General features: G+C 46.3%; 18 protein-coding genes and 1 tRNA gene. 8 read left to right on the top strand and 11 right to left on the bottom strand.

Features of this window, described 5'->3' with window-relative positions; translation table 11 throughout:
• The first annotated feature begins 94 nt into the window (after positions 1-94).
• Positions 95-1426 (top strand): cytochrome P450, encoded by a 1332-nt coding sequence (locus NDA06_RS12280; protein ID WP_190986305.1) that lies wholly within the window; start codon positions 95-97, stop codon positions 1424-1426.
• A 106-nt stretch (positions 1427-1532) separates the two neighbouring features.
• Positions 1533-2015 carry a hypothetical protein gene (locus NDA06_RS12275; RefSeq protein WP_190986304.1) on the top strand — a complete coding sequence of 161 codons (483 nt, stop codon included), beginning with the start codon at positions 1533-1535 and terminating at the stop codon, positions 2013-2015.
• 131 nt (positions 2016-2146) lie between these two features.
• On the opposite strand, the gene NDA06_RS12270 is transcribed toward NDA06_RS12275, so the two are convergent.
• The 3 genes from NDA06_RS12270 to groES form a co-directional block, all read right to left on the bottom strand.
• On the bottom strand, positions 2147-3223 hold the full coding sequence (locus NDA06_RS12270; RefSeq protein ID WP_190986303.1) for an HNH endonuclease: 1077 nt from the start codon (positions 3221-3223) through the stop codon (positions 2147-2149).
• A gap of 266 nt (positions 3224-3489) precedes the next feature.
• Entirely contained in the window at positions 3490-5127 is a 1638-nt protein-coding gene (gene groL / locus NDA06_RS12265) for a chaperonin GroEL (RefSeq protein ID WP_190412812.1), read from the bottom strand.
• Between the two features lie 121 nt (positions 5128-5248).
• Positions 5249-5560 (bottom strand): co-chaperone GroES, encoded by a 312-nt coding sequence (groES, locus tag NDA06_RS12260; protein WP_190986302.1) that lies wholly within the window; start codon positions 5558-5560, stop codon positions 5249-5251.
• Between the two features lie 305 nt (positions 5561-5865).
• On the opposite strand from groES, the gene NDA06_RS12255 reads away from it, so the two are divergent.
• Together NDA06_RS12255 and NDA06_RS12250 are read left to right on the top strand one after the other, a co-directional pair.
• Positions 5866-6318, top strand: a complete 453-nt coding sequence (locus NDA06_RS12255; protein ID WP_190986301.1) for a ferredoxin — start codon at positions 5866-5868, stop codon at positions 6316-6318.
• Positions 6319-6519: 201 nt separating this feature from the next.
• Complete coding sequence (locus NDA06_RS12250) at positions 6520-7167, top strand: response regulator transcription factor (RefSeq protein WP_190412815.1); 648 nt, start codon at positions 6520-6522, stop codon at positions 7165-7167.
• A gap of 58 nt (positions 7168-7225) precedes the next feature.
• Here NDA06_RS12250 and NDA06_RS12245 read toward each other — a convergent pair whose 3' ends face one another.
• The 4 genes from NDA06_RS12245 to NDA06_RS12230 all read right to left on the bottom strand — a co-directional run bounded on the left by NDA06_RS12245 (position 7226) and on the right by NDA06_RS12230 (position 10574).
• Positions 7226-7471, bottom strand: a complete 246-nt coding sequence (locus NDA06_RS12245; RefSeq protein ID WP_347275919.1) for an NIL domain-containing protein — start codon at positions 7469-7471, stop codon at positions 7226-7228.
• 99 nt (positions 7472-7570) lie between these two features.
• The gene (gene cysW, locus NDA06_RS12240) at positions 7571-8452 is read right to left on the bottom strand and encodes a sulfate ABC transporter permease subunit CysW (RefSeq protein WP_190439852.1); all 882 of its coding nucleotides are present in this window, start codon (positions 8450-8452) and stop codon (positions 7571-7573) included.
• Positions 8442-9299, bottom strand: coding sequence for a sulfate ABC transporter permease subunit CysT (gene cysT / locus NDA06_RS12235; RefSeq protein ID WP_190427910.1), 858 nt, complete (start codon positions 9297-9299; stop codon positions 8442-8444). Before cysT ends, cysW begins: the two co-directional genes overlap by 11 nt.
• A gap of 135 nt (positions 9300-9434) precedes the next feature.
• A complete protein-coding gene (locus tag NDA06_RS12230; protein ID WP_190686964.1) occupies positions 9435-10574 on the bottom strand; it encodes a sulfate ABC transporter substrate-binding protein in 1140 nt (379 codons plus the stop codon).
• A 263-nt stretch (positions 10575-10837) separates the two neighbouring features.
• On the opposite strand from NDA06_RS12230, the gene NDA06_RS12225 reads away from it, so the two are divergent.
• Both NDA06_RS12225 and NDA06_RS12220 read left to right on the top strand, forming a co-directional pair.
• A tRNA-Thr gene (locus NDA06_RS12225) sits at positions 10838-10909 on the top strand.
• 696 nt (positions 10910-11605) lie between these two features.
• Positions 11606-12514, top strand: a complete 909-nt coding sequence (locus NDA06_RS12220) for a DUF4394 domain-containing protein (RefSeq protein ID WP_242033975.1) — start codon at positions 11606-11608, stop codon at positions 12512-12514.
• Positions 12515-12593: 79 nt separating this feature from the next.
• On the opposite strand, the gene asnS is transcribed toward NDA06_RS12220, so the two are convergent.
• The gene (asnS, locus tag NDA06_RS12215; RefSeq protein WP_190412823.1) at positions 12594-13985 is read right to left on the bottom strand and encodes an asparagine--tRNA ligase; all 1392 of its coding nucleotides are present in this window, start codon (positions 13983-13985) and stop codon (positions 12594-12596) included.
• A gap of 109 nt (positions 13986-14094) precedes the next feature.
• Complete coding sequence (locus NDA06_RS12210; RefSeq protein ID WP_190986629.1) at positions 14095-14472, bottom strand: DUF2203 domain-containing protein; 378 nt, start codon at positions 14470-14472, stop codon at positions 14095-14097.
• Positions 14473-14509: 37 nt separating this feature from the next.
• Between NDA06_RS12210 and NDA06_RS12205 the strand changes: the two genes are divergently transcribed.
• Positions 14510-14791, top strand: coding sequence for a DUF6439 family protein (locus tag NDA06_RS12205; RefSeq protein WP_190427741.1), 282 nt, complete (start codon positions 14510-14512; stop codon positions 14789-14791).
• Here the strand turns inward: NDA06_RS12205 and NDA06_RS12200 are convergent.
• Entirely contained in the window at positions 14788-15237 is a 450-nt protein-coding gene (locus NDA06_RS12200) for an ATP-binding protein (protein ID WP_190427744.1), read from the bottom strand. The genes NDA06_RS12205 and NDA06_RS12200 overlap by 4 nt on opposite strands.
• A gap of 432 nt (positions 15238-15669) precedes the next feature.
• On the bottom strand, positions 15670-17097 hold the full coding sequence (gene rlmD, locus NDA06_RS12195; RefSeq protein ID WP_190986630.1) for a 23S rRNA (uracil(1939)-C(5))-methyltransferase RlmD: 1428 nt from the start codon (positions 17095-17097) through the stop codon (positions 15670-15672).
• A gap of 75 nt (positions 17098-17172) precedes the next feature.
• Between rlmD and apcD the strand changes: the two genes are divergently transcribed.
• A complete protein-coding gene (gene apcD / locus NDA06_RS12190) occupies positions 17173-17658 on the top strand; it encodes an allophycocyanin subunit alpha-B (RefSeq protein WP_190429046.1) in 486 nt (161 codons plus the stop codon).
• Positions 17659-17986: the final 328 nt, after the last annotated feature.

The following is a 17986-nucleotide window of genomic DNA, read 5'->3' as shown; positions in this document are numbered from 1 at the left end:
GTTAGATAAACCAAAAAATGAAGTATAAAAGAAGAACCCTGAAGTTTCTCTTTATACTTCATTTTTTTATAACTTTTAACGCAGATTAACAATAATGAACAGCGATAAACTTCCTCCTGGTAGGATGGGGTTGCCGGTGCTTGGCGAAACACTCGCGTTTGTGTTCGACCCCAAATTTATCGAAAAGCGCTATCAGCAATATGGCTCTATCTTTAAGAGTCATGTTATTGGCAAACCTACGGTTTTTATGGTGGGGCCAGAGGCAGCTGAATTTGTTCTCTCCAGCCACATGGATTGTTTCTCGTGGCGCGAAGGGTGGCCCAACAATTTTAAAATACTGCTGGGCGAATCACTATTTGTGCAAGATGGCGAGGAGCATCGGAGAAATCGCCGCCTGATGATGCCAGCTTTGCATGGCGCAGCGTTAGGAAACTACGTTGCCACAATGGAGTCGATTACGCAAAGCTATCTCGAAAAATGGCAGCAGAAACAGGAATTTACCTGGTTTGATGAGTTCAAACTGCTAACGTTTGATATTGCTAGTCAATTATTGCTGGGTACGAATCCGGGACCAGAAGCGGTACGGTTGAGCCAGTTGTTTACAAGACTAACGAATGGGTTGTTTGCCATCAATCCGCTGCCTTTACCGTTTACGCAGTTTGGGAAAGCGATCGCTGCTCGTAACGAAATCTTAGAGCATTTGGGCAACGTGGTACGCGATCGCCAGCAACATCCGACTAAAGACGTTCTCAGCCTTTTATTACAAGCTAAGGATGAAGACGGTAACGGCATGAGCGAAAAGGAAATCCGCGCCCAAGCAATGCTGTTACTCTTCGCTGGGCATGAAACGACCACTTCAATGCTGACTTGGTTGTGCCTGGAGTTAGCCCGTCACCCAGAGGTTCTGCAACGCGCCAGGGAAGAACAGCAGCAGCTTGCGGCTAGGGGAGGAATAAATTTAGAACAATTAGGGCAAATGCCTTATCTAGACCGAATTCTCTGCGAGACTGAACGACTGCATCAGCCCGTCGGGGGTGGTTTTCGCGGTGTCGTCAAACCATTTGAGTTTAATGGCTTTCAAGTTCCATCTGGGTGGCAGGCGGTGTATTCGATTATCGGGACTCATCGACTAGCAACGGTTTACCCCGAACCAGAGCGTTTCGATCCCGATCGCTTCAGCCCCCAACGGCAAGAACACAAGCAGCGTCCCTTTAGTTTAATTGGTTTCGGTGGTGGACCACGAATTTGTATTGGGATAGCATTTGCGAAAATGGAGATGAAAATTGTAGCCGCCCACTTACTACGGGGTTATCAGTGGGAACTATTACCAAATCAACGCCTAGATTCAGTAGAGATTCCCACCAGCCACCCAAGAGATAGGCTGCGCGTTCGGTTTCAACCGTTGCAAGTGCTATGTGAAAAATAGGAGTGACGCGATCGCACTTGTTCTGGAAAGCGATAACATCACGATTGAGGAACCAAAGGCTATATAAGAACAAACGTCGCAAAAAGCGTTTTCCTCTGGTAGTGCTATGTCTAATCCCATTCAAACAGCGATCGCTTCTTCTATCAATGAGTGGCTGCAAGCTCACCCCTCGGTCTTGCGGCTACTTCAGGTATTCATCTGGGCGACGAATCACCCAATTGTCAGCTTAGTTATTTTGTTGTTTGCGATAGCGATCGCTGGAAGCTTAATCAAAGCAGTTGGTCGCTTAATTGAAACAACTAGCTTATCAATCTTGAAAGCTCCTTTTAAGCTAATTCAGCTCTTATTTGGAGTTAGTTTTCAATCAATATCAAAGTTTGGAGGCTTAGCTTTCAAACAGTTAACAGGTGCCAAGAATGCTGAACTCCCAGCTTTACCGGATTCAAATTCTCTATCTACTCAGCAAGATAAACAGCAACGACTGGCAGAGATTTCCTCTAGGCTAGAAGCGATTCAACAAGAGCAGAACGAGCTGTTACAAGAAGTGGCAGCTATTCTCAATTCAAACAAAATTGATATAGAAGTTTGAAAGAAGCGTTGGTAAAACTAAACATCGCATTTTTTATTTAAAAATACACTATCACAATTTCTGCTGCTCCATTTTTATGACGATTTTTATTACTAGATAAAAAACTACTTTGTCTTACCTATAATCCAATCTTAGTAGAGTTTTCCCGGCTTATTCATATTCCCATTATTATCAAAAACAGTATCAATATTTAAACCAAAATGGTTTACAAACCGTTTTATAAACGACTCCTCTACCGCAGCTTTGCTTTCTTCTTTATTTATAACTTTACTGTATTGAAGTATTGGATCACTCACTGGAGATCCCAATTCATAACCGTTCCAGGTTTTTCTCCCTGAATATAAACGCATATAAGTTGTATTCGTCATCACAGCAGTTATTAACATATCCTTAAAGGGTAGCCCATCATTCCATATATTTATCAAACCCTCGATTTGATTGCTCAGACTCTCTGCCATATCTTTATAAAATAGAATCTTTGTTGAAGGATTATGCAGCAAATTTTGATGGTGAGTATGGTCAGAATCTACTTCTAGAATATTTTCTAAGCAAACCATAAATTCACAGTGACCATTCCTAAAAACTTGAATTTTATGAGCTGATCCCTCTTTTATATTTCTTAAGTCTTGATTGACAACTCCATATTCATTAGGGCTTGTATGATAGTGGTTAACAGTTATTTCAGAATATGAGATGTAGTTTAATAATTTTAAACTATTGATTGAATTGAGTAAAGCTCTGTTTAGGGGATTAATTGCATCATCATTAGATATGTTGAGCGGTGTTATACTAACTATAATCCATACATAATTTTCTGCAAATTTAGCCCATTCTTTTTTCTGGGTCTCTATAAAACTTGAATTATCAATTCGCTCAACGAAAATTCTATTTTGAGCTAGTTGTGTAGAAACCCAATTTTCATGTTCCCTCTTTATTTGCTTCAATTTATCCACCGTCCATTCTTCTGGATTGGAATCAATTAAAGTATGGTGTGTTGGGCATAACAGTATCAAATTAGAGTATTCATCCCTTTCCTCACAGGTAAGATAGCTATCACCACGAGGCCCATTTGGTGATTCAGCAACTATATGAGCCATTTCCCCCAGCGAACTTTCTGCACTATCCGGCGTTAGCTCAATTTTACAACCAGGAAAAGCGCACCGATTTCCCGAACGACCCCAAAGTATTTTCACATCTTTTGTTTTCATATTTCTTTTCACTTGAAATTGCTCTTGTTTTAATCATATCAACCAAACTAAGGTGTTGTTTGGCAGGAAACAACACCTTAGTTTGGTTAAAAAAATGGTGGCATAAAAATTATTTAGTTGAGGTGTCCTGCTTTTGCTAAAGCGCATCAACAAATTAATTTAGTATCTATAAAAAAGCCGTCTCTTCTATAGAGACGGCTTAAATAATTTTGAATCTTGTTACCATTGGAGCAAATTATAAATTGCTCCAACAATCGTTAAAACGATTAGTAGTCGAAGTCGCCGCCCATGCCAGCGCCAGCACCCGCAGGAGCGCCATCTTTCGGCTCAGGCTTGTCAACCACGATACACTCGGTTGTCAGCACCATGCCAGCGATAGAAGCGGCATTTTGCAGAGCGGAACGAGTCACCTTGGCAGGGTCAACGATACCGGCTTCAAACATATCGACGAACTCATTCGTCGCGGCGTTGTAGCCGACGTTGAAGTCCTTCTCTTTGACGCGCTCAGCAATGACAGCGCCATTCTGACCGGCGTTCTCAGCAATCCGCTTCAGAGGAGCAGCCAAAGCACGAGAAACAATCATCGCACCTGTCAACTCTTCATTCTTCAGGTTGGCAGTTGCCCACTCTTCCAGTTGAGGAGTCAGGTGAGCTAGGGTTGTGCCACCGCCAGGAACGATCCCTTCTTCCACAGCAGCTTTAGTCGCGTTGATGGCATCTTCCAAACGCAGCTTCTTGTCCTTCATTTCGGTTTCGGTCGCAGCGCCCACTTTGACGACAGCGACGCCACCAGCCAGCTTAGCTAGACGCTCTTGCAGCTTCTCGCGGTCGTAGGAAGAATCGGTTTCGTCCATTTGACGGCGGATTTGCTCACAACGAGACTTCACAGCAGCTTCGTTGCCTTCGGCGACAATTGTGGTGTTGTCCTTAGTGATGTTGATGCGGCGAGCTTTGCCCAGCATTTCTAACCGGGTGCTTTCCAGCTTCAGACCAGCATCTTCGGTGATCAGCTGACCACCAGTGAGAACGGCAATGTCTTCCAGCATTGCTTTGCGGCGATCGCCAAAACCAGGAGCCTTGACAGCAGCCACATTCAGCACACCCCGCAGGCGGTTAACCACTAGGGTTGCCAGTGCTTCTTTCTCGATGTCCTCAGCGATAATGATCAGAGGACGACCAGCACGAGCGACTTGCTCCAGAACGGGCACTAAGTCTTGGACAAGCGTGATTTTCTTATCGGTCAGCAGGATGAAAGGCTCTTCCAGAACCGCTTCCATCCGCTCCATGTCGGTAGCGAAGTAGGGAGAGATGTAGCCTTTGTCAAAGCGCATCCCTTCGGTGATTTCTAGTTCGGTGGTCATGGACTTCCCTTCTTCTAGGGAGATGACGCCTTCTTTGCCCACCTTATCCATCGCTTCAGCGATCATCCGACCGACTTCTTCGTCGTTACCAGCAGAGATGGTACCAACTTGAGCGATCGCTTTGGAATCTTCTACTTGTTTGGCGTGTTCGGCAATTCTTTCCACCAGGAAGCCAGTGGCTTTGTCAATCCCGCGCTTCAGAGAAATTGCATTTGCACCCGCAGCAACGTTTCTCAAGCCCTCTTTTACAATTGCATGAGCGAGAACAGTTGCAGTCGTAGTGCCATCACCAGCAGCATCATTGGTCTTAGAAGCGGCTTGACGAATTAAGGAGACACCCGTGTTTTCAACGTGATCTTCTAATTCAATTTCTTTGGCAATGGTGACACCATCATTCACGATTTGTGGTGCGCCGAACTTCTTCTCTAGTACCACGTTGCGGCCTTTAGGGCCGAGAGTGACAGCCACAGCTTCAGCTAGGATGTCCATCCCTTTTTCCAGGGCGCGACGAGCGTTTTCGTTGTAAATAATGCGCTTAGCCATAGTTCCTCAGTTGTTTTGAGTTTTGAGTTTTGAGTTTTGAAGGAGTGTTGAGCGTTGAGTTTTGAGTGTTGAGTTAAGCAGATGTTTTTAACTCGGAACTCTCAACTCAGAACTCATAACTTTATGAAACGACTGCTAAAATGTCCTTCTCTGAGAGCAGAACGTACTCTTCTGTGCCGAGTTTGATGTCTGTGCCAGCGTACTTGGAGTAGAGAACCTTGTTGCCCACAGAGACTTCCAACTCAACACGAGTGCCTTTGTCATCGCGCTTGCCAGGTCCCACAGCGACGACTTCCCCTACTTGAGGCTTTTCTTTGGCATTATCAGGAAGAAGAATTCCACCAGCGGTTTTCTCTTCAGCAGCGCTCACTTTCACAAAAACGCGATCGCCCAGCGGCTTAACAGTGGATACGCTTAGAGATACAGCTGCCATACAAACTTCGCTCCTATTACAGGTTTGACTCAAGACACACGATTCGTTCGTTGAGAATTAGCACTCTCAACCTCTGAGTGCTAATTTAGCCCAACCAGTGTGCGATCGCAACAAAATTCTTTGTACGGGTTCCCGAACTTATCCGGTTGTCGGAAGACTTTAGTAGAAATGCTTAAGACACAAAGATAGCTTTAGTCATTGGGATGGCATAGCGCGATCGCACTCAATCTGCTAAAAAAAATTGGAACCGCTAAAATCTCCTAAAAAACGGATATCTCGCTTCTTCCAAGGAAATCAAATAAATAATGACTGAAAACACAGTGGCTGAATCTAGCCCTGAAATTCCTGAAACTTGTCAATCATCAGACCCAAACGCTCTCGCCGCTTGTGTGCAGACCTTGGGACTGAATCAAATTCAGCGCCATGTCTTCATCTGTGCCGATCCAACCTTACCCCAGTGTTGCTCCAAGGAAACCAGTTTAGAATCTTGGAATTACTTGAAAAAGCGACTTAAAGAGCTAAAACTAGACAAGCCTTCCGACAAAAGCCCTCTTTGCATTTTCCGCACCAAAGCAAACTGTCTGCGAGTTTGCTCCCAAGGCCCAATTCTAGTCGTTTACCCAGATGGTGTTTGGTATCGTAGAGCGACTCCTGAAGTCATTGAGCGGATTATCCAAGAACATCTGATTGGCAACAAAATTGTGCAAGAATACGCTTTCTTAGTTCATCCACTACCAAAACCCTATACAGTAACATAGTAGCTACGTTATATTCTTCCGTGTACCTACTAGATTTTCGTCGTTGTGACCCATGTCAGTGACTATAATTTTCTAAAAAGAGATTATAGGAATTGCCTAGACTTAGTAGGAGTCGGTGCAGCAGGGTGCTGAAAAAAACGTAAACTATACGTACAAAACGGTTAAAATTTTCACAATTCCAGGCTTGGCGAGTGGCACAGCATGAAAGACACCAGTATAAGAGATAACAAACGACTGTTGCTGATTGATGACGACCCCAACCTGATTTTGCTGGTCAAGGACTACCTGGAATTTCGGGGGTACGAAGTCATCACCGCTGAAAATGGTCGGGAAGCACTGGAAGTTCTAGAGCATGATATTCCTGACATGATTATCTGTGATGTCATGATGCCAGAGATGGACGGAATTGCCCTTGTGCAACACGTCAGAGAAGATCCCCGCATCAGCTGGATTCCAGTTCTATTCCTCTCAGCGAAAGGTCAAAGCCAAGACCGAGTCAAGGGTCTCAATACTGGGGCAGATGTCTACATGGTCAAGCCCTTTGAGCCTGAAGAATTGGTGGCGCAAGTGGAATCTTCTCTTAAGCAGGCCACTCGCCTAATTCATCATCCAGCTAGAGGAACTGAAGGAGGGTCGAAACTCCAGGTACCTGACACTGTAGAATTAACCCCGACCGAGCTGAAAGTAGTTCAGTTTGTGGCAAGAGGTATGGCAAATCGAGAAATTGCTGAGCAGATGAACGTCTCTCAGCGCACGATTGAGAGCCACGTATCCAATATGTTAGGTAAAACGAATCTCCATAACCGCACGGAGTTAGCTCGTTGGGCGATTGAGAGTAATATGGCTTAACAAATAAAAAGGCAAAATTAATAATAGAAATTATTAATTTTGCCTTTTTAAATTTTCGTTACCACCCATCTTGTTCGCTGTCAGATTTGCCCCACAGTTCTAGATCCAGTTCATTCAAATAAGTTAAGGCGCTTTGAAGTTGGCGAGTCGATCCTGAGAGTTCTAGGTCAAACCAGCCATCATCTCTAGCGTTGGCTCCTAAAAGGGCAGCAGCAATATTAACTGTGACACCGTGGTGAGAGACTAGTCGTGAGATGATTGGATCTTCCTGATATTCCTTGGGAATGCGGATTCTGACACGCATTTTAGTAGGTCTGTTATCTTCGTGCCCAGTCGTAGATTGAGCTGGTTTAGAGGTATTTACAGGCAAGTCATTTGTACTGTACATAGTCTTCAATTCCTCCTATTCAACATCTTTAATACTGGTTTTACGCTCTAGAATTTCTTTCAAGACCAGGGTCACTAACGCGAGTGCGCCAAGCAGAACGGCGGCTGAGAAAGATGCTTGAGTCTGGTATTGCTTATAAGCTTCCTCCACAAACAACGGCAGGGTTTGAGTTTTGCCCGCAATATTGCCAGATACAACCGAGACGGCACCAAACTCGCCCATGACTCTGGCGTTGGTCAAAATGACGCCGTAGAGGAGACCCCAGCGAATATTCGGCAGAGTGACGCGCCAGAAGATTTGCCAGTCATTCGCACCCAACGTTTTAGCCGCTTCTTCTTGATCTGAACCAGCTTCTTCCAAAACGGGAATCACTTCACGGGCGACAAAAGGCATCGTAATAAATGCGCTCGCCAATATCATTGCAGGCGCGGCAAAAATAATTTTTATGTTTGCTGCCGCTAGCAGCGACCCAAACCAACCATTGCGTCCATAGAGCAGCACGATCATCAGTCCAGCGACAACTGGGGATACGGCAAAGGGGATGTCTAAAAGGCTGATGAGAAAGGTTCGACCCCGAAATCGATGTCGTGCGACCACCCAGGCTGCACAGAGTCCAAACACGACATTCATCGGTACGACAATTAGGGCGATCAAGATAGTCAGCTTTACAGCATGAAGAAAGTTGGGTTCCGTCAGATTGTGTATAAAGGGGCCAATCCCTCCCTTAAATGCTTGCACAAAGACGTTGATGGCTGGAATGAACAGAATTACAGCTAAGTAAGCGATCGCTACCCCAATCAAAACAAATTTTACCCAGCTTTTTTCCTTCTGGATTGAGGAGACTTGAGGCGTTTTTGAATCTGGATTAAAAGACTTCCCTGCTACATTAGAGTTCATACCGTCGTCCCCACGCTTGCAAAAGATTAATTACGATTAGAACTAACAGCGAAATTACTAATAAAACGGTGCCAATCACCGTTGCGCCTGAATAGTCATATTGTTCCAATCGCTGAATAATCAAAACAGAGGCGATTAAGTCCTTAAAAGGTATATTCGCCGCCACAATTACGATCGAGCCATATTCTCCAACAGCACGGGCAAATCCCAACGCTACACCTGTTAAAATTGCTGGCATTAAAGGTGGCAAAACAACCCGCCAAAAGGTCTGAAATTTAGAGGCTCCCAAAGACCAAGCGGCTTCTTCAATTTCATGCTCCATTTCTTGCAATACAGGCTGCAAGGTTCGCACCACAAATGGCAAGGAGATAAACACCATCGCGATCCCCACTCCCAATCGCGTGAATGCCACCTTAATCCCCAAAGGTGCTAGCAGGGAACCAATCCAACCGTTCTCGCTGTAGACCGTTGCCAGTGTCAAACCCGCGACTGAAGTAGGCAGCGCAAAAGGCAAATCAATGGCTGCATCAATGAACCGTTTGAATGGAAACTCATAGCGAACCAAAACCCAAGCAATCAAAACGCCAAACACCCCATTCAGCAGTGCCGCAATCAAGGCTGTGATGAAGGTGACATCGTAGGTCGCAAGAGCGACGGGACTGGTAGCAATCCTCCAAAAATCAATCGGTTTCTCTGTACTTGCTTTCAACAGAAGGGCGGACACGGGCAGGATGAGCATGAAGGTGAGATACCCCAAAGTAATCCGCCAAGGCCAGGACATACTGGTTATCTGGTGAAATGGGTTTTTCGACACAGAAGTTTGTTGAGGAGGAGCCGATACAGCCATAGGAAAGTATCCAGGATTATAAGGATGATGAAATTTGGTACTTGTTCTTGGTTTTACTGGTGGCTAATTGCTAACGAATCTTAATCTTTTGTTGGTTGATCATGATGCAACTAGCAATTAGCTCCTAGTCAGTCTTTATCTGCCACCAGCTTGAATTTTGTCAAAAATTGTTCCGTCATCAAAAAACTTCTTCTGGATCTCGTCCCAGCCCCCTAAATCTTGAGCGGTGAAGAGAGTTTTAACTGGGGTATACTGCTTCGCGACTTCTTCCCCTACTGTCGGATCAACGGGTCGGAATCCCACCTTGGCAAATTCTCGTTGGGCTTCTGGGGTATACAGAAACTTGACAAACGCTTCTGCAATTTCTCTTGTGCCGTGTTTGTCAACGTTTTTGTCCACAACGGCGACAGGGCTATCGATGGAGATATTCGTATCGGGCACGACATAAGGCAGTTTCTGACCGTTTTGTCCAGCCAATATTACTTCGTTTTCATAGTTGATTAAAACATCTCCCTGTCCTTGCTTGAAAAAGACATCGCTGGCTTCGCGGGCGTCTCTCGGTAGCACGGGGACATTCTTGTAAACTTTAGTGACCAATTCTTGGGCTTTAGCATCATCACCGCCCGTTCTGGTCACAGAACCCCATAAACCTAAGAAGTTCCAGCGAGCGCCACCAGAAGTTTTGGGGTTAGCTGTAATGACTTGCACGCCATCTTTGGCTAAGTCTGCCCAGGTTTTAATTCCTTTAGGATTGCCCTCGCGAGTAACCAGTGCTGCAACAGATCTGGTGACAATTGCACCATTCGGTGCTTCTTTCTCCCAACCAGTTTCAATCAACCCGGCTTTCTCAATCTTCTCGGTATCAAGAGCGAGAGCCAGGTTTACAACGTCCGCCTCTAAACCATCGATTACGGCACGGGTTTGGGAGCCAGATCCACCATAGCTTTGGTTGAAGGTAACGTTTTGGTTGTGTTCCTGCTTCCACTTAGCAGTGAACTGGGGAATAATTTTTTCGTAGGCGGCGCGAGTCACTGCGTAGGAGACGAGGGTTACTTGTGCATCGCCGGTTTTTGCCGCGGGACTAGCACTACCTGGAGCAGTAGTTGTCGGGGAATTAGAGTTGCTGGGGGCGCAAGATGCGATCGCTACGCTTAAACTCATCCCCAATAGGAACAGAGACACAAAACCCTTCCGGGAAGTGACCTTCAGCCATCTGGCTGTCTGTTGTTTCCACGGTTGAAGTGCCTTAAGCCGAGTAATTTGCCACAAACGCATGAACGCTCTCCTTGAATCCCCGGTACATCGGTCGGGATACCGTAATTTTGGGTACGAACATAGATTTTACAGCAACTAAGAACGTTTGTGTCTAGTTCTGCGAAATTTCAACCAGAGGTTTGGTTGAGAGGAAGGGGAGGGCGATCGCGACTCCAGCCCAAATTAGTTTTGATGATTTGGCTGATGTTCCTGGGAAAGAATTGAGTATTAATACTGAAAGGACTGGATATTTAATTCAAAAATTGCTATTCTATACATTGGTTGCTGGTGTAGCTCAGGGGTAGAGCAGCTGATTTGTAATCAGCCGGTCGCAAGTTCAAATCTTGTCACCAGCTTTTTTTGTGAGTTTGTGCCTTTTAGTTTCCTAGAGTCGTTATCGAGTCTGAACTAGCTGACTGACAAAAGGCTAATTTAACCGATGAGCTGACAGCACATCCCTAATTTCAATATCCTCAAGTCCTTAAGTAGCCATGATGAACTGCGTTCTGGTATAGACAGCTCATCATGGCTACTTAGGAACGCGGATTAAATAATTCACACTCATTCACGTTCTATAGGCGCATGGCAATGCCATACCCCTATGCAGGAAATTGGCAGTTAATAAATCTATGCTCCTTAGCACCGTTCTGACACCGTCTCTGCTAGAACCAAGTTCAACCGCCTCACTGCGCTTTAGAAAAACGTGGCTCTAACGAAGGTCTTCTGAGTATTGATTTTGAAAAGCTTTGTAACTAATTCACGCTGCCTTAAAACACGAATCGAAAATTTCTGCTTTCCGTAGTTTTCCCATACGTAGTTTAAACAAGCATTTCATCAAAACTTCATCAAAACTTCATCTTTTGAGCGAAAAGAGGCTGCTAATTAAAGAATTTGTAAAGATAGACTCTGACTGAAAACCGTAGTGATAGTTCCTCCGTACAGTACACAGTCATTGTCAATCACCCTTAAAACTAAGCATATTTGCGTAGTTTTAGTTACTTGTTGAGCTTGACTGACAAAACTAGAAAAAATTAGCAGTCGGAGAACTACCCATGAAACTAATTAAGCTTGGTACAGCGATCGCTGCATTAACTGTAGCCACGATGTTCGATCTGCTCGGCGTTGCCAAACCCGCAGAGGCAGCGACCATGAAGCTGATTGGTCTAAACGACGATAACGGTCTAGTTTTCTTCAACCGCAAACTTTCCAAGGTTAGTAAAACTGTTGAGGTCACGGGGCTTAAGGGCGAAAATTTGCTAGGTATCGACTTTCGACCAGCCGATGGTCTTCTCTACGGTGTCACAGACAAGAACGGTATTTATACGATTGATACCACCACAGGTGCTGCGACTTTGGTAAGTAACCTCAGCGCTCCCTTCTCTGGAGGAGTCACGTCAGGATTTGACTTCAATCCAGTACCTGACCGCCTGCGGCTTGTCGGTAGCAATGACCAAAACCTTCGCATTAACGTAGATAGCGGTGCCGTGATTACCGATGGAACCTTAGCCTATGCGGCTGGCGATCCCAACTTTGGCACTAACCCCAATATTACCGCTGCGGCCTACACTAATTCGTTTGCTGGGACAACCACAACCGCACTGTACGGAATTGACTTTGCTCTCGACACATTGGTTCAGCAGAACCCGCCCAATGCTGGCATTCTGAACACGATTGGCTCCCTAGGTGTTGATTTCGGCGAAACTGGAGGATTTGACATTGTAACGACCAAGAAGGGAGGTAGCATTGTCAATAATGCCTTCGCAGCTTCTGGCTCGAACATTTACAGCATTAACTTGACCACAGGTGCTGCTACAACACTGGGTACTTTTAATGGCGGCGGCAATATTGTTGGTCTTGCTGCCACCTCCGTTCCGGAGCCTGGTACTGTTGGCTCTTTGCTCGGTTTCGGTGCGCTTGCCTTACTAAGTCGCAGCCGCCGTCGTGTCAAGTCAGCTAATTAAATATAGTTTCAAGATTTCATACTTTGCCTTTGTGCTTTTTGGGCTTTCAGTAGGGCGGGCATTGCCCACCCTACTGAACTTAAAAATCTACAGTTAATGGCGCACGAGGGAAGGGGATCACATCCCGAATATTGCCCATTCCGGTCATAAATTGTACTAAGCGCTCAAACCCCAAACCAAAGCCAGCGTGAGGAACCGTGCCATAGCGACGTAAATCGAGATACCACCAATAATCTGCTGGATTTAGCCCTTGAGCTTGAATTCGTCGTTCTAGCACATCCAGACGTTCTTCCCGCTGCGATCCCCCAATAATTTCGCCAATTTTGGGAGCGAGGATATCCATTGCGCGGACGGTTTTTTCATCGTCGCTCAAACGCATATAAAAGGCTTTAATTTCTACTGGGTAGTCGGTGAGGATGACAGGTTTTTTGAAGACTTCTTCAGCCAGATAGCGTTCGTGTTCTGACTGCAAATCCAAGCCCCATTTGACGGGATACTCGAATTTTTTATCGGCTTTTTCCAAAAGCGCGATCGCATCCGTATAAGCCAACCGTTCAAACTCGTTGTTAATGATATTGTCTGCTGTAGCGAGAACGGAGTTATCAATCCGCTGGTTAAAAAACTCCATATCTTCAGGACACGTATCCAGCACATACTTAAAAACGTGCTTCAGGAAGGCTTCTGCTAAGTCCATATTGCCTTCTAAATCGCAGAAAGCCATTTCTGGTTCTACCATCCAAAATTCTGCCAAGTGGCGAGAAGTATTGGAATTTTCTGCTCGGAAGGTGGGGCCAAAAGTATAAACATTGCTGAATGCCATTGCCATGACTTCCGCTTCCAGTTGCCCGCTGACGGTGAGATAGGCAGGGCGTCCAAAAAAGTCTTTGCTGTAGTCAATCTCCTGAGCGTTTGTGCGGGGGATATCCTTCAGGTTGAGGTTGGTGACGGTAAACATCTCTCCCGCCCCTTCACAGTCGCTAGCGCTGATAATCGGAGTATGAACCCAGAGGAATCCTCGCTCTTGAAAGAATTGGTGAATTGCATAGGAACAGGCGTTGCGGACGCGGAACACTGCGCCAAAGGAATTGGTGCGCGATCGCAAATGTCCAATTGTTCGCAAAAACTCAAATGAGTGACGTTTCTTTTGCAACGGATAGGTTTCGGGATCGGCTTCCCCATAGACTTTCACCGTTTCTGCCTTCAGCTCAATCCGCTGTCCTTTTGCCGGAGACTCTACCAGCACACCCGCAACTTCTACAGAAGCACCCGTGTTCAGCTGCTTAATGATGTTTCCATAATCTGACAAATCCGGATTGAGTACCACTTGGAGATTAGCCATTGATGAGCCATCGTTGACTTCAACAAAGGCACATTCTTTCAATTCCCGCTTCGTTCGTACCCAGCCTTTGATCGTCAGCGGCTCATCTGGCTGACCATTTCGCAATATGTCTGCAATCCGTCGAGTCACCATGTTGTTATCTGTTGTTATCTGCTAAGTGAAGGTTTCGATAGTTAAAGGGTTGAAAATTGAGGGTTGAAGCTTTAACTTTCAACTTGCCACCTTTTCAACCTGCTAACCCCTACCCAGCGCAGGACTTCAAGATCCAGCCTACAACAATGCCAAGTCCTGCAAAGCGGACAGCTTGCCAAAAAGGTTCTTTTAAACTGTCCCAAGAAAATAGACGACTTTCTAAGTTAAGTTCTATAGTATCCAGCTCTTCTTTGATGCGCCGCAGCTCGACTTGAAGTTGTCGCTGCTGGGAAAGCTTTTGTTCCTTTTTTATATCGTCTAATCGCTGTTGGAGTTCTGCTTGCCGTTGCTTGTCTTGCTGCACTTGGGCATAGCGTTCTTTGAGATCCGCAAGCGAAGTCTCAACGTCCAAGAGCGATCGCTCAAATTGCTCTTGATCCCCAAGTGGGGAAGGTGATGGATCTGATCCTTTTGGACGGCGCGGCATACAGTAGAGTAGGGATAAATGCGAGTCTATCTTCAGTATGTCTCAACCGACCCAGCTTTCTAAAACCTCTGACTTGAACGAACTGAGTACCCTGGAACTCGCTCAAGCTCTGGCAGAACGCTTGAGTATTCAACCGAATGATTGGCATCGGCTCAAATCTAACCGCAAAGTTCGCGCTGGCGAACAAGCTATCGCCGCACTGGTATTCCTCCTGAAAGATCAACCGGAAGAAGCGTTGGTGCGCTTTCAGCAGGCTTCTGGCTGGCTGGACAAGTCTATCTCAGCACCGCCTTGCCCAACTCATGGACACAACCGTTAGAAAAGCAGGGGTTGCCGGAAGCGATTTCTGACTTGCTTGCAGAGTCTGAGTTCCGTTCCCTGGTGGTTCCAGTGGACTTGATCGAAGATTTGGTGGAGGATACACATGCCTCTGCCGCTTTCTGCTTCGTCGTCAGGGAGATGTTGTTCGGGGTCAGAATGGCAATCACAGGGGGGAGAAAAGCCCGTTCCTTCGTCTGAAATTACCCACCAATATTGTCCTTCTACCATCGAAAAGCGGACGGACACGGTCTTACTGGGATCGAGCTTATTGCCGTGTTTTGCCGCATTGACTAGCGCCTCTTGCAGCCCTAGCCGAATTTCTGCTTGCCACCGGGATGGAATCTGAGCTAACAGAAGATCCAGAACGGGACAAAGGTAGAGGGTAGAAGCGAAGCTTATCGTGCCCCAAGTTCGCCTTACCGGACGCTGTGAGATAGCAATCACTCAAAAAACCTCTAGACTTTCATTCAATAGAATTAACAGTCAGATGCCGAAGGGTATGCGCGTAGCGCTATACAGCTTTGATACGAGTAGTTTTGGACTCATCTTATGCGTACAACATCTCTTGCGTACAATCAGAGGAATCACGTAGATTCGAGATGATGTCCAGGCTTAAGTACACCTATCGCCAAGCATTAATCATTGCGTATTTGTCCGGTACTCTCTTTTTTTAATCGAGGATACCAACTACATTTTTCCGTTAGATTACTTGGCAAATTGCTAGCTTTCTGACGGATACGAATAACTTGCTAACTTCTGACCTCTAGAGGAGTGCTTTCTATCCTAAAAGTTGTAGGATAAACCACTTTCTCTATTGTAACAAAATCTTCTAAAAAAGCCACCCCGAACCTCAGTCAAGTACACTACAGAGGGCCGTCATTGGCGTACAAGAACGGCGGCACATTCAACGTGAGACGTTTGGGGAAAGAAGTCAGCAGGTTGTACGCGGGTTAGCTTATAGGCACCCGATTGACACAATAATTTAAGATCGCGAGCTAGGGTAGCGGGTTTACAACTAACGTAGACAATCCGACTCGGCTGAATTTCTAAAAGGGTTTCTAAGACATCGCGACCGTCCTTCGGACGCCCTGAGCTAACGCATCCCTGCCGCGGGGGATCGAGCAATACAATATCTGGCTTCACGTCCAGCGTGGGCAACAACGTCTCTACGGTTCCCGTATAAAACTTTACATTCGTGATGTTATTCAATTGGGCATTGAGAGTCGCTTGCTCGACTGCTTCTGGCTGCATCTCCAAGCCAATTGCCTGCTTTACCTTCTGCGCCAACGGCAAGGTTAACGTGCCAATGCCGCAGTAGGCATCTACTAGCACCTCATTGCCTTGCAGATTCAGTTCATCAGCGATCGCCTGTAACAGCGCTTCAGCTTGCTCTGTATAAACTTGAAAAAAGGTGTCGGGACGCACTTGGAACTGTAAACCCGCGAATTCCTCAAGCAAGTAAGGTTGTCCGGCGATACAGCGGGTTTCCCTGCCAAAAATTGCATTGGTGCGATCGGGATTGCAGTTCAGCGAGACGCCCACTAGCTGGGGGTACTGAGTTAACCACTCCTGAGCTTGAGCATCGATCCCGGCAAGATTCCAATCTTTGACGACCAAGGTTAGCAATATTTCGCCCGTGCGTCGCCCAATCCGCAGCCCCAAATGACGGATTTTCCCTCGGTGAAGTTTTTCATCATAAATTCCCCAACCCCGCTCCTGGATGTCTTGCTTGACTTCTGCCAGCAAGGGATTCAAACGCGAGTCTTGAACCGGGCATTGATTCAAGTTAATCAGGTGGTGGCTGCCTTTTTGGTAATAACCTGCTTGGACTTGACCCGTAGATGACCGTTTTACCGGATAGGTCGCTTTGTTGCGATAGCCCAACGGATCGGCAGCGGCTAGGACGGGATCGACCGTTGGCTGGGCGATCCCGCCAATGCGTTCTAGGGCTTGGATTACCTGATTTCTCTTGGCTTCTAGCTGGTGTTGGTAGTCAATATGCTGCCACTGACAGCCCCCGCACTTATCTGCCACAATGCAGGATGGACGGATGCGATCGCTAGATGCTTCCAAAATCTCGTCCAATTTGCCGTGGGCATATTGAGGTTTGACTCGCACTAAGCGCACGCGAACGCGATCGCCCGGAACCGTATCCGGGACAAAAACTACCCGACCTCCCAAACGACCCACTCCGTCACCGCTGTCACTAAGATCGCTGATGATTATTTCCACCAGTTGACCTTGTTGCCAAAGGTCTTCACCCGCCTCGCTAGAACCTGTATTTAGTGATTTTGTTAGTGACATATTATCTCTGTCTCTTTATTTGTGTCCCACGGACTCGTTAAACTACGAATGATATTCTGAATCATCCCGATAATCATGAGTGTAGTTAGCCAAGTTATTCTCAAAGCAGACGACGAACTTCGTTACCCCAGTAGTGGCGAACTCAACAGCATCAAAGACTTTTTGCAAACTGGCGCACAGCGGGTGCGTATCGCCAACACGCTGGCTGAAAATGAGAAAAAAATTGTTCAAGAAGCCAGTAAGCAGCTCTGGCAAAAACGCCCGGACTTCATTGCGCCAGGGGGAAATGCCTACGGGGAGCGGCAACGGGCGCTGTGCCTGCGGGATTACGGCTGGTACTTGCGTCTAATTACCTACGGAGTTCTGTCCGGTGACAAGGAACCGATTGAAAAAATTGGTTTGATTGGCGTGCGGGAAATGTACAATTCCCTCGGCGTTCCTGTCCCAGGCATGGCTGAATCTATCCGTTGCTTGAAAAAAGCCTCCCTCGACTTACTTAGCGAGGACGATGCAATAGCCGCGGCTCCTTATTTCGACTACATTATTCAAGCCATGTCCTGATTCTATCGCTATCAAACAGAACATGCGAGCGCGGGTGAAGAAGAAAGATTCTTCTTCACTTCTTGTCTTTATGCTTGTAGCGACATGCTTGTAACGACAAAAAACCGACAGTCTCTCTACAGAATCTGTCGGCTGGTCGTGTGTTCCCTATTGATGACTCGGCTAGAGTTCAGTCGTCTCTTAGTATGACCACTCAGCCATACAGGGAGAACGATATCAATCATCTTCTTCTGTGATTGCGATCGCACAAGAAGATCGCTTACGAATGCGTAGGACAAAGTTGCAGGCGCAGTAGTATCTTGCGCGATCGCCCAAAAGACAAAAATCT

The sequence above is a fragment of the Trichocoleus sp. ST-U1 genome (assembly GCF_039961835.1).
In the GTDB taxonomy this organism is placed as follows: Bacteria; Cyanobacteriota; Cyanobacteriia; order Cyanobacteriales; family FACHB-T130; genus FACHB-T130.
This window is presented reverse-complemented; position numbering and strand designations above follow the sequence as displayed.

Coding starts and splice junctions, on each gene's coding strand:
- asnS (WP_190412823.1), bottom strand. CDS start 13,985: ATGGTGACTCGACGGATTGCAGACATATTGCGAAATGGTCAGCCAGAT.
- NDA06_RS12245 (WP_347275919.1), bottom strand. CDS start 7,471: ATGCGTGTCAGAATCCGCATTCCCAAGGAATATCAGGAAGATCCAATC.
- cysW (WP_190439852.1), bottom strand. CDS start 8,452: ATGAACTCTAATGTAGCAGGGAAGTCTTTTAATCCAGATTCAAAAACG.
- rlmD (WP_190986630.1), bottom strand. CDS start 17,097: ATGTCACTAACAAAATCACTAAATACAGGTTCTAGCGAGGCGGGTGAA.
- NDA06_RS12205 (WP_190427741.1), top strand. CDS start 14,510: ATGTCTCAACCGACCCAGCTTTCTAAAACCTCTGACTTGAACGAACTG.
- groES (WP_190986302.1), bottom strand. CDS start 5,560: ATGGCAGCTGTATCTCTAAGCGTATCCACTGTTAAGCCGCTGGGCGAT.
- apcD (WP_190429046.1), top strand. CDS start 17,173: ATGAGTGTAGTTAGCCAAGTTATTCTCAAAGCAGACGACGAACTTCGT.
- cysT (WP_190427910.1), bottom strand. CDS start 9,299: ATGGCTGTATCGGCTCCTCCTCAACAAACTTCTGTGTCGAAAAACCCA.
- NDA06_RS12230 (WP_190686964.1), bottom strand. CDS start 10,574: ATGCGTTTGTGGCAAATTACTCGGCTTAAGGCACTTCAACCGTGGAAA.
- NDA06_RS12270 (WP_190986303.1), bottom strand. CDS start 3,223: ATGAAAACAAAAGATGTGAAAATACTTTGGGGTCGTTCGGGAAATCGG.
- groL (WP_190412812.1), bottom strand. CDS start 5,127: ATGGCTAAGCGCATTATTTACAACGAAAACGCTCGTCGCGCCCTGGAA.
- NDA06_RS12220 (WP_242033975.1), top strand. CDS start 11,606: ATGAAACTAATTAAGCTTGGTACAGCGATCGCTGCATTAACTGTAGCC.
- NDA06_RS12275 (WP_190986304.1), top strand. CDS start 1,533: ATGTCTAATCCCATTCAAACAGCGATCGCTTCTTCTATCAATGAGTGG.
- NDA06_RS12250 (WP_190412815.1), top strand. CDS start 6,520: ATGAAAGACACCAGTATAAGAGATAACAAACGACTGTTGCTGATTGAT.
- NDA06_RS12280 (WP_190986305.1), top strand. CDS start 95: ATGAACAGCGATAAACTTCCTCCTGGTAGGATGGGGTTGCCGGTGCTT.
- NDA06_RS12255 (WP_190986301.1), top strand. CDS start 5,866: ATGACTGAAAACACAGTGGCTGAATCTAGCCCTGAAATTCCTGAAACT.
- NDA06_RS12210 (WP_190986629.1), bottom strand. CDS start 14,472: ATGCCGCGCCGTCCAAAAGGATCAGATCCATCACCTTCCCCACTTGGG.